This window comes from Cellulomonas sp. H30R-01 (assembly GCF_010119915.1).
Classification (GTDB): Bacteria; Actinomycetota; Actinomycetes; order Actinomycetales; family Cellulomonadaceae; genus Cellulomonas; species Cellulomonas algicola.
Genome location: NZ_CP048210.1, coordinates 2,764,256 through 2,778,819, shown reverse-complemented (window position 1 = coordinate 2,778,819; position 14,564 = coordinate 2,764,256). Strand labels below are relative to the sequence as shown.

The following is a 14,564-nucleotide window of genomic DNA, read 5'->3' as shown; positions in this document are numbered from 1 at the left end:
CGTGCGCCCGACGCGGCGCCCTCGTGACAGCGCACGGAACCCCGTGCCGGACCCGAAGGATCACCCATGTCGTTCGTCAGCCCCGCCCTCGGGACGGACCCCCGCCCGACCGGCGCCGCCGCCGTCCGCGCGCTGCGCGACGCCGTCCCCGCCGTGCACCTGCCCGGCACCGACGGCTACGCGCGCCTCACCGCGACCTCGAACCTCACGCGCCGCGTGAGCCCGCTCGCCGTGGTCGAGGCCACGGGCGCGGCGGACGTGAGCGCCACGCTGCGCATCGCCGCCGCGTTCGGCGTGCAGGTCGGCGTGCAGAGCACCGGCCACGGCGCGACCGAGGAGATGCGTGACGCGGTCCTCGTGCACACCGCCGCGCTCGACGAGCTCACGGTCCACCCCGAGGAGCGCTGGGCGCGCGTGGGTGCGGGCGTCCGCTGGGAGCGGGTGCTCGAGGCGACCGCGCCGTACGGGCTCGCGGCCCTGTGCGGGTCCTCGCCCGACGTCGGGGTCGTGGGTCTGCTCACGGGCGGCGGCCTCGGGCCGATCGCCCGCTCGCACGGGCTGTCGTCGGACACCGTGCGCGCGTTCGAGGTCGTCACGGGGGACGGCGTGCTGCGCCGCGTCACGCCCGACGAGCACCCCGACCTGTTCTGGGGACTGCGCGGCGGCAAGGGCACCCTGGGGATCGTCACCGCGGTCGAGATCGACCTCGTCGAGCTGCCCGAGCTGTACGGCGGCGGTCTGTGGTTCGCCGAGCCCGACGTCGCCGCGGTCCTGCGCACGTGGGGCCGGTGGTGCGAGCTGCTGCCCGAGGAGGGCACCACGTCCGCCGCGGTGATGCGTCTGCCCGACATGGACCCGTTCCCCGCGCCGCTGCGCGGTCAGGTGACGCTGCACGTGCGCTTCGCCTGGACCGGCGACCCGGCGGTCGGCGAGGAGATGATCCGCGCGCTCCGCGCGGTCGCCGCACCCGTCCTCGACACGGTCGGCGTCATGCCGTACGCCGCGCTCGGCGCGATCCACGCCGACCCGGTCGACCCGCTGCCGCTGCACGAGTCGCACCACCTGCTGCACGGCTTCGGCGTCGACGGTGCCGACCGGCTGCTCGAGCTCGCCGGTCCGGGCGTCGACTCGTCGCTCGCCGTGGTCGAGGTCCGCCAGCTCGGCGGCCGCGTCCGCACGGGCGACCCGTGCGCCTACGCGCACCGCGACGCCGCGTACAGCGTCTTCGCGGTCGGCCTCCTGGTCCCCGAGATCGCGCAGGTCGTGACGCGCGACGCCGCGCGCGTCGCGCAGGGGCTGGGCCCCTGGGTCACCGACGGCGGCCTGCCGAACTTCACCGACGCGGCCGGAACGGCGTGGGCGGACCGGGTGTTCACCCCGCTCGTCGCGCGCCGCCTGCGCACGCTGGCCCGCACGTACGACCCGGCGGGCGTGCTGCTCGCGGCGCGCGGGGTGCGCGCGGCCTGATCAGTCGCGGGCGTCCCCGCGCGTCGACCACGGACCGGACGGCGCGCGCGGGGCGTCCGGTCCGTCGGCGGGTGCGCCCGGACGGGCGGCGTCGGGGGAGAGCCGGGGTGTGCGGCCCGGGACCGTGCGGGAGGCCGCGGCCGGGCCTTCCGTGCCGGCGCCGGCCTGCTGCACGGGGTCGGCCGAGGTGCCGGCCGACGGGTCGGCGGTCGGGTCGGTCGACGGGTCCGGCGTCGGGGTGGGGGTCGTCGTCGGGCCCACCTGGTAGCGGATCTCGACCGTCGCGTGGTCGGTGAACTGCGCCTGCGTCGACCCGACGAAGGGTGCGACCAGCGCGGCCGCCGCGAACGCGAGCACCACGGCCAGGCGCACCCACGAACCGCGGTCCGCCGCGAGGAACGGGTGCCGGCCGGCCGGCACGGTCGCCTCAGTCGAGGAGGAGGTCATCGAACCTCCTCGCGTCGGCCTGGGCGCTCGCGGCGGCGGCCCGGCGCTCGCGTCGGCCGTCGGTGACGGCCAGGAGCTCGAGCGTCGCGAGCGACAGCAGCGGCGGCACGAGCATCACGGCGCGGCCGGTCGCGGACGTCGACCACTGCAGGACCCAGCCCCACCCGCGGTGCACGTCGAGCACGACGCCGCGGACGCGCGTGATGGGGATCGCGTTCGGGTCCGCCTCGGCGTTCGCGTCGCCCTTGGTGAACACGTACGGCTTCGTGACCGGGGTCCCGTCGGCGCCGATCCTCGGCACGCGCTCGCCCGTCACGGGGTCGTCCGTGAGCTCGGGCAGGTGCCGGAGCGCGACGATCCGGTGCGTCACGAGCTGCTGCGACCCGACGGGCCAGAACGACACGACCTGGCCGACCTTGAGGTCGGACTCCTGCGTGATCGCCTGCAGGACCACGGCGTCACCGGCCTCGAACTTCGGCGCCATCGACCCGGACGTGACGATGAGCAGCCGCTCGTCGTTGACCTGGTACCAGAGCGGCACCAGCAGCGACGCGGCGTACGCGGCCCCGCACACCGCGACGACGGTCCAGAGCGCGGCGGACAGCACGCGGCGCCAGGCCGGGCGCGGGGCGCGCGCGGTCCTGGTGCGTGCGGGCACGCTCGGCATCCGTCGGTCGACGGCCGGCGCACCGGGGGTGCGCCTGCGGAACCTCATCGCACGGGACCTCAGGAGGAGGACGTGCCGTTGTTCGCGACCTGCTCGGCCTGCATGCGCAGGGAGAGCGCGAGCGCCGTGTCCTGGTAGCTGTTGTCGGCCCCGATCGGCAGGTGGACGCGGACGCACAGCGTCTCGTCCGTGCCGGCGCCGAGGTCGCGGTCGTCGGTGTCCGGGCCGGTCGCGGCGCTGCCGACGATCGCGGTGAAGTCCGTCGCGAGCGGGGTGCTCGCGCCGTCCACGGAGCCGAGCTGCCGGGCGCCTGCCACGCCGGCCGCGTCGCACTGACCGGTCTCGAAGATCGCGAGCTGCACGACGGTGCCGAGCGACTGCGGCGTCGCACCGTCGGCGAGCGTCGGTGCGGGCGCCGGGCCCGTCGCGAGGGTCTCGGCCCGGTACTCGATCGCGTACCGCAGCTGCAGCGAGCCGTCGTTGCTGACGGTCACGGGCGTGTAGACGGTGTCGCCGGGCGCCATGCCGCCGGGCGGCAGGGCGAACGACGTCGCGCCGACCGCGAGGTCCACGGTGCCGGTCGAGATCTCGGCGCTCGTCGAGTCGGTGTCGCTGAACAGCGCCGACGTCGTGAGCGACGTCGCACCGACGACCGCGAGCCCGACGATGCCGACCGTGGTCCACATCCGGCGACGTCGGGGCCTGTCCCGCTGCGGCGGGGCGGGGTCGATCATCTCCTGGAGCAGGTCGTCCATCATCGGGGGCACTCCTCGGGCATCGTGCGCAGGCAGGTACGGGTCGGACGAATCACCATCGGCAAACGGGTGGCGCGGGTTGAGGCATCCGGGTGAGATTCACTCGTTCGAGTGACGTGTGGTCTGCGCCGTCCGGGGGCGGCGACGCCCGCCCGGACGTGAACCCGCAGGTCGCGTCGACTCGTCGGCCCCCCGCCGCGGCGTCGGGACGAGCGTGCCGAACGTGAGGTCGGCGGGCGGGACGGCGCGCGAGTAGAGGAAGCCCTGCGCCTGGTCGACGCCCAGCCGCGCGAGGATCTCGGCGGTGTGCTCGTCCTCGACGCCCTCCGCGACCACGCGCAGCCCGAACGAGTGCGCGAGGTCCACCATCGCGCGGACCACGACCTCCGAGCCCTCCCGGCCCCCGGCCTGCAGGTCCGCGACGAACAGCCGGTCGATCTTCAGCTCGTCGACCGGCAGGTCGCGCAGCTGCGAGATCGACGTGTTGCCGATGCCGAAGTCGTCGATCGCGACCCGCACCCCGAGCTCGCCGAGACGCTCGAGCACCGGCACGACGCGCGACCGGTCCGCGACGAGCGCGGTCTCGGTGATCTCGACCTCGAGCAGCTCGGCGGGCACCGCGTGCTCCTCGAGCAGCCGCTCGATGAGGTCGACGACGTCGGTCGACGCCACGTCGTGCGCCGACAGGTTGACCGCGACCGGCGTGCTGCGGCCGTCCTGCGACCACTGCGCGAGCTGGCGGACGCACGCCGTGAGCGCGTACCGCGTGACGTCGTGGATCAGGCCCGACTGCTCGGCGAGCGGGATGAACGCCGCGGGCGCCAGCAGGCCGCGCGTCTCGTGCCGCCAGCGCATGAGCGCCTCGAGGCCGACGGTGCGGCCCGTCGTGAGGTCCACCTTCGGCTGGTAGTGCATCTCGAGCTCGTGCGAGTCGGGGCTCGCCGCGTCGAGCGCACGGTGCAGGTCGCCCAGCAGGACCAGGCGCGCGGGGGAGGAGTCGTCCTCGTCGAGCGAGTAGACGGCGACGCCCGTGCGGCGGTGCTTCGCGGCGTACATCGCGACGTCGGCGGTCCGCATGAGGGACGACGCGTCGCTCGCGTGCTCCGGCAGGCACGCGACGCCGACCGACGTCTCGACGTGCAGCGCCAGGTCGCCCAGCGGGAACGGTGTCGCGAACAGCCCACGCACGCGCCGTGCGAGCCGCTCGGCGTTCTCCACGGACCGCACGTCGGGCAGCAGGACCGCGAACTCGTCGCCGCCGAGCCGCGCGACGACGTCGTTCCCGCGCAGCGCCCCGCGCAGCCGTTCCGCGACCTGCTCGAGCAGCTCGTCGCCCCGGTCGTGACCGAGGGAGTCGTTGATGTCCTTGAAGTGGTCGATGTCGAGCATCATCAGCCCGACGCGCGTCCCGTCCTGCTGCGCCTCGGCGATCGTGCGGCGCATGCGGTCCGCGAGCATGCGCCGGTTGGGCAGCCCCGTGAGCGAGTCGAGCAGCGCGAGCCGGGCGTTCTCCAGCGCGGTCGCCTGCAGGCGGCGCGACGTCGTGAGCACCGTGCGGAACAGCAGGACCCACAGCAGCACGAGCCCGACGCCGACCACGATGCCGACCGTCCGGACCGCGTCGCCCACCGCGTCGGCCGAGCCGGTGTGGTCGAGCATGACCTCCGCCGCGCCGACGACCTCGTCCGCGTCCGTCGCCTGCCCGTCCGCGGTGAGCGTGTCGCCGGCCGTGACCGGGACGTAGACGTCGAGGACGTCGGTCTGGGTGCCGCTCGCCTCGCCCTCGTCGCCGCGGACGTCGGTCACGACCTTCGCGTCCGGCTCGCCGGTGCGCATCGTCGCGTCGAGCCGGTCGCCGTCGGGGAACCCGCTCGTGGTGCGGTCGGCGGTCGAGAAGATGAGGGTCCCGTCCTGCGCCCACAGCCGGACCTCGACGACGCTGTCCGCGAACCCGGCGACGGCCGCGCGCACCGCGGCGTCCTGCTCGGGGGTCAGCGCGGTGGCCAGCACGAACGAGTCGGTCGGCACCTGCCCGGTCGCGTACGACTGGACGGACTCCGCGGACGCCATCCCGTCCCGCGTGGACTGCCGCTCCATGACGTTCGCCGACACGACGACGAGCGCGAGCCCGAGGACCGTCATGGCGACGACGCTCACGACCGCGAAGTAGCGCGTCAGCGACCACGGTCGACGGGTACGGGGCACGCGGACCTCACGGGCGGGAAGGACGACCGGGGGCGAGTCGGTCGGGTTCGGCGGCTTTCGGTCAGCGCGGGAGGAGCGTGCGCTACGGGGCACGGTAGACCGAAGTGCTGGGGAACTGCGAGACGCGCTGGTCAGCGACCCGTTCGGCGCGTCGGGAACCGGTGACGGCCCTGCCGTGTTGCACCGGTCGGGCGCCGCACCGCGCGGTTCCCACGAGGAGGACGAGATGGGCTACGAGGTCGAGAAGACCGACGAGCAGTGGGCCGCGGAGCTCGCGCCGCAGGAGTTCGCGGTGCTGCGCCAGGCAGGCACCGAGCGTGCCTGGACGGGCGAGCTGCTCGACGAGAAGCGGGTCGGCGTGTACCGCTGTCGCGCGTGCGGCAACGAGCTGTTCCGGTCCGAGACGAAGTTCGACTCGCACTGCGGGTGGCCGAGCTTCTTCTCGCCGCTCGCCGAGGACCGCGTCGAGCTGCTCGTCGACCGCAGCCTCGGCATGGTGCGGACCGAGGTCCGCTGCGCGCGCTGCGGGTCGCACCTGGGGCACGTCTTCGACGACGCGCCGCAGACCCCCACGGGGGACCGCTACTGCATGAACTCGGTGAGCCTGACGTTCGAGCAGCAGGCCTGACCGCGCGGCACGAAGCCCCCGTCGCGGGACGATCGGGGATCACCCCGACGGGGGCCGTCCGGATGGTCGACACACCTGAAGTCCGGGCCCGTTCCTGCCGATAATGCTGACGTGGACGAGCTGCTGACGGTGAGACGGTGGCGCCGCTACGGCGCCGACCGTCTTTTCGTCACGCAGGAGACCGGCGCCCCCGTCGGTTCCGTCGACCTCCAGTCCGGCGAGGTCGTCGTCGAGCACCCCGCGCTGGAGGACGGCGTCCGCAAGGCCGCGCAGGCCTGGCTGCGGGCCGACCTGCGCACCGACACCGGCGCGCTCGTGCTGCCCGTGCCGGCCAGTGCGACCGACGCGCTCGACGCGCTCGACCAGGCCGCGCTCGAGGCGTGGCTCGGCACCGTCTCCGCCGACGCCCCGTCGCTGCCCGCGTACCGCGGCGAGCGCGGCAGCTCGGTGCGCACGCGCCTGTCCCGGCTCGTCGACGAGGGCTGGCAGGTGCTGCACGACGTGCCCGTGGGCCGGCAGGGCTCGGTGCTCCAGAACCTGCTGGTCGGACCGGGCGGCATCCTCACCGTCTCGGAGCGCGACCTCACCGGCTCGGAGGTCGTCGTCGAGGGCCGGTTCATGACCGTCGACGGCGAGCCGGTCCCGTACCTGCGCGACGCGCGGCTCGAGGCGTCGCGCGTCCAGACCGCGCTGCTCGCGGCCGCGTGCGCGGGCGTCGTCGTCCGCGCGGTGCTCGTCGTGCAGGGCCGCGTCGAGGTGCGGTCGCCGGGCGGCACGGACGACGTGCTGGTCGTCCCGCGGACCGAGGTGCCGGGCATCTTCCGCCGCATGGCGCCGCGGCTCGGGGCCGACCGCGCCGCCGCGATCGCGACCATCGCGGGCAGGCGCACGACCTGGTCACGCTGACCCGTCTGGGTGCCAGCACCTAGTCCGTCCGGCGTGTCGGGCAGCTGTCCAGCGATTTCGCCCGCCCGGGTACCCCTGGTGGGGCGAGGATGGGTGCGTGGTCGAGGAGAACTTCGCGAGGCTCGAGCGAGAGCTCGGCCTGCTGCTGCGCCGGGCGCACGCGTCGTCGGCGGCGCTCGCGCGCGACGTGCACCCCGACCTGGAGCCGTCGGCGTACGTGCTGCTCGGGCACATCGAGGCGACGCCCGGCGTCCGGGCCAGCGACCTCGCGACCTACATCGGCGTCGGCCGCGGCACGATCTCCCGCCAGCTCGCGCGGCTCGGCGCCATCGGGCTGGTCTCGCGCCGCCCCGACCCCGAGGACTTCCGCGGCCAGCTGCTCGACCTCACCGACGAGGGTCAGCGCCGCCTGTCGTCCGCGCGCGCGGCCCGGCGCGAGTTCCTGCTGCGCGCGCTCGACGGCTGGACCGCGGAGGAGGTCGACGCGCTCGCCGAGCAGCTCGACCGGCTGAACTCGGCGCTCGCGGCGATCCGCCAGCACGACTGACCGACCGCACGCGGCAGACGGACGCGCCGCCCCCGGGACTCCCGGGAGGCGGCGCGTCCGTCTGCGTGCGGTGAGGTCAGGCGACCGTGACGGGCGCCTTCCTCTCCTCGACGTCGGCGTCCTGCTCGAGCCGCTGCTCGATGCCGGACTTGCGGCCGAGCGGCACCTCCTTGAGGAACAGGACCGCGACCAGGGAGATCAGGGCCACGGGTGCGGCGACGAGGAACAGGTCCGCGATCGCGTCGCCGAAGGCCCGCTCGACGACGACGCGCACGGGCTCGGGCAGCGTGGCCAGGTTGGGCAGCGTGCTGGTGCCGCCCGCGCCGAGCGCCGACGCGTCGATCCCGATGCCCTTCAGGCCGGAGACGATGAGGTCGCCCACCCGGTTGGCCAGGACGGCGCCGAGCGCGGACACGCCGATCGCGCCGCCGAGGGTCCGGAAGAACGCGACCGTCGAGGTGCCGGAGCCGACCTCGCGGACGTCGAGCGTGTTCTGCACGGCGAGGACGAGGTTCTGCATGAGCATGCCGACGCCGGTGCCGAGGATCACCATGTAGAGCGCGACGAGCGTGAAGCTCGTGTCGTAGTGGATCGTCCCCATGAGCACGAGGCCCGCGGTGAGGACGGTCGCGCCCGCGACCATGAAGCCCTTGTAGCGGCCCGTGCGGCTGATGATCTGGCCCGAGAGCGTCGAGGCGACGAACACGCCGACGACCATGGGGATCGTGAGCAGACCCGACTCGGTCGGGGTCTTGCCGCGCGCGAGCTGCATGTACTGGCTGAGGAACACCGAGGTGCCGAACAGCGCGATGCCGACCGCGACGGAGGCGACGACCGACAGGACCAGCGTGCGGTTCTTGAACAGGTGCAGCGGGATGATCGGCTCGGCGGCGCGGGACTCCGCCCACACGGCGAGCGCGAGCAGCGCGATCGAGCCGCCGACCATCGCGGCGGTCTGCCACGAGGCCCACGCGAAGGAGTCGCCCGCGAAGGTGACCCACAGCAGGAGCAGCGCGATGCCGGCGGACAGCAGCGCTGCGCCGAGGTAGTCGATCTTCACCTGGCGGCGCGTGAGCGGGGGCAGGTGCAGCGTGCGCTGGAGCACGATGATCGCGGCGACGGCGAACGGCAGGCCGACGAAGAAGTTCCAGCGCCAGCCGGGGCCGTCGGTGATGAGGCCGCCGAGCAGCGGGCCGCCGACCATGCCGATGCCCATGACGCCGCCCATGAGGCCCATGTACCGGCCGCGCTCGCGCGGGCTGATGATGTCGGCGATGAGGACCGTGCCGAGCGCGGTCAGGCCGCCGGCGCCGATGCCCTGCAGGGCGCGCATGCCGATGAGCATGCCGGTCGTGTGCGAGAGGCCCGCGAGCGCGGACGACACGACGGAGATGACGAGCGCGAGCTGGATGAGCAGCTTGCGGTCGACGAGGTCGGCGAGCTTGCCCCAGATCGGGGTCGTGATCGTCGTGGTGAGCAGGGTCGCCGTGACGACCCACGTGAACGCGGACTGCTCGCCCTCGAGGTCGGAGATGATCCGCGGCAGCGAGGAGGACACGACGCTCGTCGCGAGGATCGAGACGAACATGCCGAGGAGGATCCCGGACAGCGACTCGAGCACCTCGCGGTGCGTCATGCGGGGGGCGTCGGCCGAGTCGGGCGCGGCGGTGGGGTCGAGGGGGAGGCCCGCGGCGTCGGCCGAGGTCTCGACGAGGCGCGTGGCCTCGTCCTCGGCGGGCGCCACGGGCGCGGAGGGTGCGGTGCGGTCGGTCATGGTCTCGCTCTCGTCGATCTCGGGTCGTGCGGGGTGGACCCGGCGTCGTCGGCAGGTCGGTGGGTGGTGCGGGTCGTGGCCGGTCCGCGACGCGGAGGTCGCGGCGGGCTTGTCACCCGGTGGTGGCGAGCGCGGGCGCCTGCTCGCGCAGGCGGGCGGCGTCGATCGTGGCGGCGATGCGGTGCAGGACGGCCGCCGCGTCGTCGATGTCGTCGGGCGCCCAGTCGCCGAAGACGGCCTGCATGGCGCCGTCGCGGACGTCGAGCATGCGCGCGGCGAGGGCCTCGCCGTCGGCGGTGAGCCGCAGCGTGCGGGCGCGGCGGTCGTCGGGGTCGACGGTCCGCTCGACCCAGCCCTCGTCGACGAGGTGGCTCACCTGGCGGCTGACGACGGAGACGTCGACGCGCATGGCGTGCGCGATCTCGCCGACGCCGAGCGCGCCGCGGCGGGCGAGCAGGCGGATGAGCGGGACCTCGCCGCGCGAGCAGGGGAACTGCTTCGACATGACGTGCGACGCCTCGCGCAGCGACCGGGTGAGCTCCTCCATGGCGCGCAGCAGGAGACGCGTGGGTGTCTCGGGTGCGTCGGTGGTGCCGGTCATGGGGTGCTCCTTGGTTGCGTCACGCAAAGACTGTAGGGCACAGCATTTGCGCGGGGCAACTTATTCCGCGGGATGTCGACCGGGACGACGAAGGCCCCCGGCGCGTGGTGCGCCAGGGGCCTCCGGGACGTGCGGGTCGCGTCAGCGGGTCGTGGCGGCCGTCCCGCGCGCACGCCGCTCGACCTTGACCGACTCCATGTCCTCGAGCTGCACGCCCTTCGTCTCCGGCACCTTGAAGAGCGTGAAGAAGAAGGACAGCGTCGCGAAGATCGCGTACATCAGGTACGGGATGGACGCGCCGAACCGGTCCAGCATCGGCGGGAACGAGATCGTGATGAGGAAGTTCGCGATCCACTGCGCCATCGCGGCCACGCCGAGCGCCGCGGCACGGATCCGGTTCGGGAACATCTCGCCGAGGAGCACCCACACCAGCGGGCCCCACGTCGCGCCGAAGAACACGACGAACGCGTTGGCCGCGACCAGCGCGATCGTGCCCCACGAGCCCGTCAGCGTCAGGTCGTCGCCCGTGCCCGTCGACTGCGTGAACGCGATCGCCATGATCGCCAGCGACACCGCCATGCCGGCCGAGCCGATGAGCAGGAGCGGGCGGCGACCGATCTTGTCGATGAGCGCGATGGCGATGAACGTCACCGCGACGTTCGTGATCGACGTGATCGTCGAGACCATGAACGAGTCGGACTCGTCGAACCCGACGGCCTGCCACAGCGTCGTCGAGTAGTAGAAGATCACGTTGATGCCGACGAACTGCTGGAACACCGACAGCAGGATGCCGACCCAGACCACGGGCAGGAGCCCGAACCGCGGGCCGCGCAGCGTCGCCTGCTCCTCGAGCTTCTTGTCCGCCTCGATCGTGTGCTCGATCTCGCGCACGCGGGCCGCGGCGTCCTCGTCGGGGCCCAGGACGTCCGCCAGGATCTTCTGCGCCTCGTCGCGCCGGCCGCGCGCGACCAGGTAGCGCGGCGACTCGGGGATCATCAGCGCGAGGACGCCGTAGACCGTCGCGGGGACCACGGCGACCAGGAACATCCACCGCCACGCCTCGAGCCCGAACCACAGCTCCTCCGACGCACCGCCCGCGGACGTCGCCAGCAGCTGGTCGGACAGCAGGGCGGCGAAGATGCCGAGCGTGATCGCGAGCTGCTGGAGCGAGCCGAGCCGGCCGCGCATCGCCGCCGGCGCGATCTCCGCGATGTACGCGGGGGCGATGACCGACGCGATGCCGATGCCGACGCCCGCCATGAACCGCCACAGGATCAGGTCCCAGACGCCGAACGCGATCGCCGACAGGATCGACGACACGAAGAACAGGACCGCACCGACGAACATCACCCTGGTGCGGCCCCAGTGGTCGGCCAGCTTGCCGCCGGACCAGGCGCCGAGCGCGCAGCCGAGCAGCGCGACGGCGACGGCGAACCCCTGCAGGGCGGACCCGAGGTCGAACTGCTCCCCGATCGCGTCGACCGCACCGTTGATGACGGAGCTGTCGAACCCGAAGAGGAAGCCACCGACGGCCGCCGCGACGGCGAGCGCGATGGCCTTGTTGTGGTGCGGGTGGCGCACCTCGGATCCTCCTGCCGCCCCCTGCGGCGGCCGTGTCGCGTCGGACATCGTGTGGCACCTCCGTCACTCGTCGGGGCCGTCCCGAGGAGTGAGAACCACTGTGACCCCACCTGCACGGACACGCATGTCGAGGCCGGTCGTCCGCCCCGGACGGACGACGGGCGGCGCGCGCGAGGGCCAGCCCGACGAGGCAAGATCGTCCGACGGGTGAGCGCCGACCCCGCGGCCCGCCCGTGGAGGAGGTGCGCGATGACCGGTCCGACCAGCGGCGACGAGCCCCGTCGACCGCGTCGCCCCGCGATGCTCGACCCGCAGCAGGCGGACGCGATCCCCGGCGACCTGTCGCCCGCGCTGCGCGACGAGGTCGCGCACACCACGGCGCAGGCGCTCGTGCGGCGCGGGCGCGCGCAGCCCGACCCCGACGTGGTCGCGCGGCTCGTCGCGCTCGTCGAGCACGAGGGTCTCGACGTCGTCGCGGGCCTGTGGGCCGACAGCCAGCCCGACACGCTGCCCGGTGCGCTGTGGCGGCTGTACGTGCTGCGCGAGTGGGTCCGGCGCGACCCCGTGACGATCGCCGACCGCTACCGCGCGGGCGTCGCCGCGGCCCCCGTGCACGGTGTCGTCGCGGGCGTCGCGGACACCCCGGGCCCCGAGGACGTCCGGGCCGTCGCCGACGCCGTGCTGTCGGGCGTGTACGCGGGCGACCTCGCCGTCGCGCTCGAGCGCGCGGCCGCCTTCTGCCAGGTCCTCGCGACGGGCGCCGCGTTCGACGCCGACCACCTCGACCTCGTCGACCCGCGGGGGGCGCTGCGCACGACGCGCGGGGCCGCGTCCCTGGTCCGCACCGCGGAGGAGCTCACGCACGCCGCGGCGCTGTGGCGTGCGGAGCGCCTCGACTGACGGCTGCCCGCCGGTGCGCCCGGTACGTCCGGTCTCGCCGGACGGGTGTCGTGAGGTTCCGCACAGCACACGGCGGGCGACGACGACGTAGCATGGACGAGGCGCCGGGCCGCGGTAGCCCCGGGCTCCATCTCAAGCCGCTTCGAGCGGCCACGCGCCGAGAGGCGCTCCCGGTCCGGCGCCGCCCCTCCCCTCACCTGCGCGAACGCGCGTGACGGCTGTGGGCGCGACCCCGTCGCGACGTCACCCGCGTGGCGTCCGGCGCGTCGCCACCCGGACGGGCGCACCGCGTTCCCCGCACGGTCGTCGGGCTGTCACCATGTGTCCACGAGCCCGTCGGCCGCCGTTAGGCATCCGGGCCGGGTTGACCTAGCCTGAACCACGTCCGTCCCCCCGTCCCGGAGAATCCCGTGCGCCTGCGCCTCACCCCGCGCGACACCACGTACTTCGACCTCTTCGCCGACTCGGCGAAGCACCTCGTGACGGGGGCCAACCTCCTCGGCGAGATGCTCGGGGCGGACCGTGCCACCCGCAAGGAGATCGGCAAGCGGATCGCCGACGCCGAGCACGCGGCCGACGACGCGACGCACACGATCATGCGGCGCCTCAACCAGACCTTCGTCACGCCGTTCGACCGCGACGACATCTACATGCTCGCGTCGCACCTCGACGACTGCATGGACCTCATGGACGAGGCCGCGGACCTCATCGTGCTCTACAAGATCGACGAGCTGCCCGCGCGGGTCTCCGACCAGGTGCAGGTGCTCCAGCGCGCCGCCGAGCTCACGGCCGACGCCATGCCGCGGCTGCGCTCGATGGACTCGCTCTCGGAGTACTGGGTCGAGGTCAACCGCCTCGAGAACCAGGCCGACAAGTCGCACCGCAAGCTCGTCGCCCAGATGTTCGACGAGGTGACCGACCCCGTGATGATCATCAAGCTCAAGGAGATCATCGACACGCTCGAGGACGCCGCGGACGCGTTCGAGAAGGTGGCCAACGCGGTCGAGACGATCGCGCTCAAGGAGTCCTGAGCCCACGTGGACGTCCTGCTCGTCGTCGTCGTCGTCGCGTTCGCGCTCGGGTTCGACTACACCAACGGCTTCCACGACGCGGCCAACGCGATCGCGACCTCGGTCTCGACGCGGGCGCTGACGCCGCGGGTCGCGCTGCTCATGGCGGCGTTCTTCAACCTCGTCGGCGCGCTGCTCGGCACGCACGTCGCGACGACGATCGCCGAAGACATCATCAGCATCGGCGACGTCGGGCCGCACGAGGGTCTGGTCATCGTGCTGTCCGGCCTGATCGGCGCGATCACGTGGAACCTCATCACGTGGTGGCTGGGGCTGCCGTCCTCGTCGACGCACGCGCTCATCGGCGGGCTCACGGGCGTCGGCATCGCGTCCGGGGTCACCGTCCACTGGAACGCCATCTGGGACAAGGTCGTCCTGCCGATGGTGTTCTCGCCGCTCATCGGGTTCCTGCTCGCGTTCGGTCTCATGGTCGGCGTGCTGTGGCTCGTCCGGAACCGCGCGCCCGCGCGGACGATGCGCCGCTTCCGGCTCGCGCAGACGGCCTCGGCCGCCGCGATGGCCCTGGGGCACGGCCTGCAGGACGCGCAGAAGACGATGGGCGTCATCGTCCTCGCGCTCATCGCCGGCGGCTTCCACGACCCGGACAACATGACGATCCCGCTGTGGGTCAAGCTGTCCGCCGCGACTGCGATCTCGCTGGGCACGTACGCGGGCGGGTGGCGCATCATGCGCACGCTGGGCCGCAAGATCATCGAGCTCGACCCGGCGCGCGGCTTCGTCGCGGAGTCCGTCGCCGCCGTGGTGCTCTACGCCAACGCGTACTGGCTGCACGCGCCGGTCTCGACGACCCACACGATCACCTCGGCGATCATGGGCGTCGGCGCGACCCGGCGGCTGTCCGCGGTGCGCTGGGGCGTCGCGAAGAACATCGGTGCCGCGTGGGTGCTCACGATCCCCGCGGCCGCGATCGTCGCCGCGCTCATCTACCTGGTGCTCAACCCGATCCTCACCTGACGGGCCGCGCGGCTGCCGCGCCGCGCACCGGACGGGTCGGT

General features: G+C 73.6%; 14 protein-coding genes. 7 read left to right on the top strand and 7 right to left on the bottom strand.

From position 1 onward, the window contains the following. The first annotated feature begins 66 nt into the window (after positions 1-66). A complete protein-coding gene (locus tag GXP71_RS12385; RefSeq protein ID WP_162352888.1) occupies positions 67-1,467 on the top strand; it encodes an FAD-binding oxidoreductase in 1,401 nt (466 codons plus the stop codon). Here GXP71_RS12385 and GXP71_RS12380 read toward each other — a convergent pair whose 3' ends face one another. The 4 genes from GXP71_RS12380 to GXP71_RS12365 form a co-directional block, all read right to left on the bottom strand. Then, complete coding sequence (locus GXP71_RS12380) at positions 1,468-1,914, bottom strand: hypothetical protein (RefSeq protein ID WP_162352887.1); 447 nt, start codon at positions 1,912-1,914, stop codon at positions 1,468-1,470. Next, on the bottom strand, positions 1,895-2,581 hold the full coding sequence (locus tag GXP71_RS12375; protein WP_162354334.1) for a signal peptidase I: 687 nt from the start codon (positions 2,579-2,581) through the stop codon (positions 1,895-1,897). The genes GXP71_RS12380 and GXP71_RS12375 overlap by 20 nt, the downstream gene beginning before the upstream one ends. Before the next feature lie 59 nt (positions 2,582-2,640). Beyond that, positions 2,641-3,339 (bottom strand): TasA family protein, encoded by a 699-nt coding sequence (locus GXP71_RS12370; RefSeq protein ID WP_162352886.1) that lies wholly within the window; start codon positions 3,337-3,339, stop codon positions 2,641-2,643. A gap of 96 nt (positions 3,340-3,435) precedes the next feature. Then, positions 3,436-5,541, bottom strand: a complete 2,106-nt coding sequence (locus GXP71_RS12365) for a bifunctional diguanylate cyclase/phosphodiesterase (RefSeq protein ID WP_238402395.1) — start codon at positions 5,539-5,541, stop codon at positions 3,436-3,438. Positions 5,542-5,767: 226 nt separating this feature from the next. Between GXP71_RS12365 and msrB the strand changes: the two genes are divergently transcribed. The 3 genes from msrB (at position 5,768) to GXP71_RS12350 (ending at position 7,622) form a co-directional block, all read left to right on the top strand. Then, on the top strand, positions 5,768-6,169 hold the full coding sequence (gene msrB, locus GXP71_RS12360; RefSeq protein WP_162352885.1) for a peptide-methionine (R)-S-oxide reductase MsrB: 402 nt from the start codon (positions 5,768-5,770) through the stop codon (positions 6,167-6,169). A 111-nt stretch (positions 6,170-6,280) separates the two neighbouring features. Further along, a complete protein-coding gene (locus GXP71_RS12355) occupies positions 6,281-7,075 on the top strand; it encodes an NERD domain-containing protein (protein WP_162352884.1) in 795 nt (264 codons plus the stop codon). A gap of 97 nt (positions 7,076-7,172) precedes the next feature. Further along, positions 7,173-7,622, top strand: coding sequence for a MarR family winged helix-turn-helix transcriptional regulator (locus GXP71_RS12350; RefSeq protein WP_162352883.1), 450 nt, complete (start codon positions 7,173-7,175; stop codon positions 7,620-7,622). A 76-nt stretch (positions 7,623-7,698) separates the two neighbouring features. Here GXP71_RS12350 and GXP71_RS12345 read toward each other — a convergent pair whose 3' ends face one another. The 3 genes from GXP71_RS12345 to GXP71_RS12335 all read right to left on the bottom strand — a co-directional run bounded on the left by GXP71_RS12345 (position 7,699) and on the right by GXP71_RS12335 (position 11,626). Beyond that, positions 7,699-9,258, bottom strand: coding sequence for an MFS transporter (locus GXP71_RS12345; protein WP_162354332.1), 1,560 nt, complete (start codon positions 9,256-9,258; stop codon positions 7,699-7,701). 250 nt (positions 9,259-9,508) lie between these two features. Further along, on the bottom strand, positions 9,509-9,997 hold the full coding sequence (locus GXP71_RS12340; protein WP_162352882.1) for a MarR family winged helix-turn-helix transcriptional regulator: 489 nt from the start codon (positions 9,995-9,997) through the stop codon (positions 9,509-9,511). A gap of 141 nt (positions 9,998-10,138) precedes the next feature. Next, positions 10,139-11,626 carry a sugar porter family MFS transporter gene (locus tag GXP71_RS12335; RefSeq protein WP_162352881.1) on the bottom strand — a complete coding sequence of 496 codons (1,488 nt, stop codon included), beginning with the start codon at positions 11,624-11,626 and terminating at the stop codon, positions 10,139-10,141. Between the two features lie 252 nt (positions 11,627-11,878). On the opposite strand from GXP71_RS12335, the gene GXP71_RS12330 reads away from it, so the two are divergent. From GXP71_RS12330 to GXP71_RS12320, 3 genes are all read left to right on the top strand, one after another. Continuing rightward, positions 11,879-12,478, top strand: a complete 600-nt coding sequence (locus tag GXP71_RS12330; RefSeq protein ID WP_162354331.1) for a hypothetical protein — start codon at positions 11,879-11,881, stop codon at positions 12,476-12,478. 410 nt (positions 12,479-12,888) lie between these two features. After that, a complete protein-coding gene (locus GXP71_RS12325) occupies positions 12,889-13,509 on the top strand; it encodes a DUF47 domain-containing protein (protein WP_124341894.1) in 621 nt (206 codons plus the stop codon). Positions 13,510-13,515: 6 nt separating this feature from the next. Beyond that, positions 13,516-14,523 (top strand): inorganic phosphate transporter, encoded by a 1,008-nt coding sequence (locus GXP71_RS12320; RefSeq protein WP_162352880.1) that lies wholly within the window; start codon positions 13,516-13,518, stop codon positions 14,521-14,523. Positions 14,524-14,564: the final 41 nt, after the last annotated feature.

Excerpts from the sequence above, each read along its gene's own strand:
- GXP71_RS12385 (WP_162352888.1), top strand. The coding sequence starts at position 67 with ATGTCGTTCGTCAGCCCCGCCCTCGGGACGGACCCCCGCCCGACCGGC.
- GXP71_RS12380 (WP_162352887.1), bottom strand. The coding sequence starts at position 1,914 with ATGACCTCCTCCTCGACTGAGGCGACCGTGCCGGCCGGCCGGCACCCG.
- GXP71_RS12375 (WP_162354334.1), bottom strand. The coding sequence starts at position 2,581 with ATGCCGAGCGTGCCCGCACGCACCAGGACCGCGCGCGCCCCGCGCCCG.
- GXP71_RS12370 (WP_162352886.1), bottom strand. The coding sequence starts at position 3,339 with ATGATGGACGACCTGCTCCAGGAGATGATCGACCCCGCCCCGCCGCAG.
- msrB (WP_162352885.1), top strand. The coding sequence starts at position 5,768 with ATGGGCTACGAGGTCGAGAAGACCGACGAGCAGTGGGCCGCGGAGCTC.
- GXP71_RS12345 (WP_162354332.1), bottom strand. The coding sequence starts at position 9,258 with ATGACGCACCGCGAGGTGCTCGAGTCGCTGTCCGGGATCCTCCTCGGC.
- GXP71_RS12340 (WP_162352882.1), bottom strand. The coding sequence starts at position 9,997 with ATGACCGGCACCACCGACGCACCCGAGACACCCACGCGTCTCCTGCTG.
- GXP71_RS12335 (WP_162352881.1), bottom strand. The coding sequence starts at position 11,626 with ATGTCCGACGCGACACGGCCGCCGCAGGGGGCGGCAGGAGGATCCGAG.
- GXP71_RS12330 (WP_162354331.1), top strand. The coding sequence starts at position 11,879 with ATGCTCGACCCGCAGCAGGCGGACGCGATCCCCGGCGACCTGTCGCCC.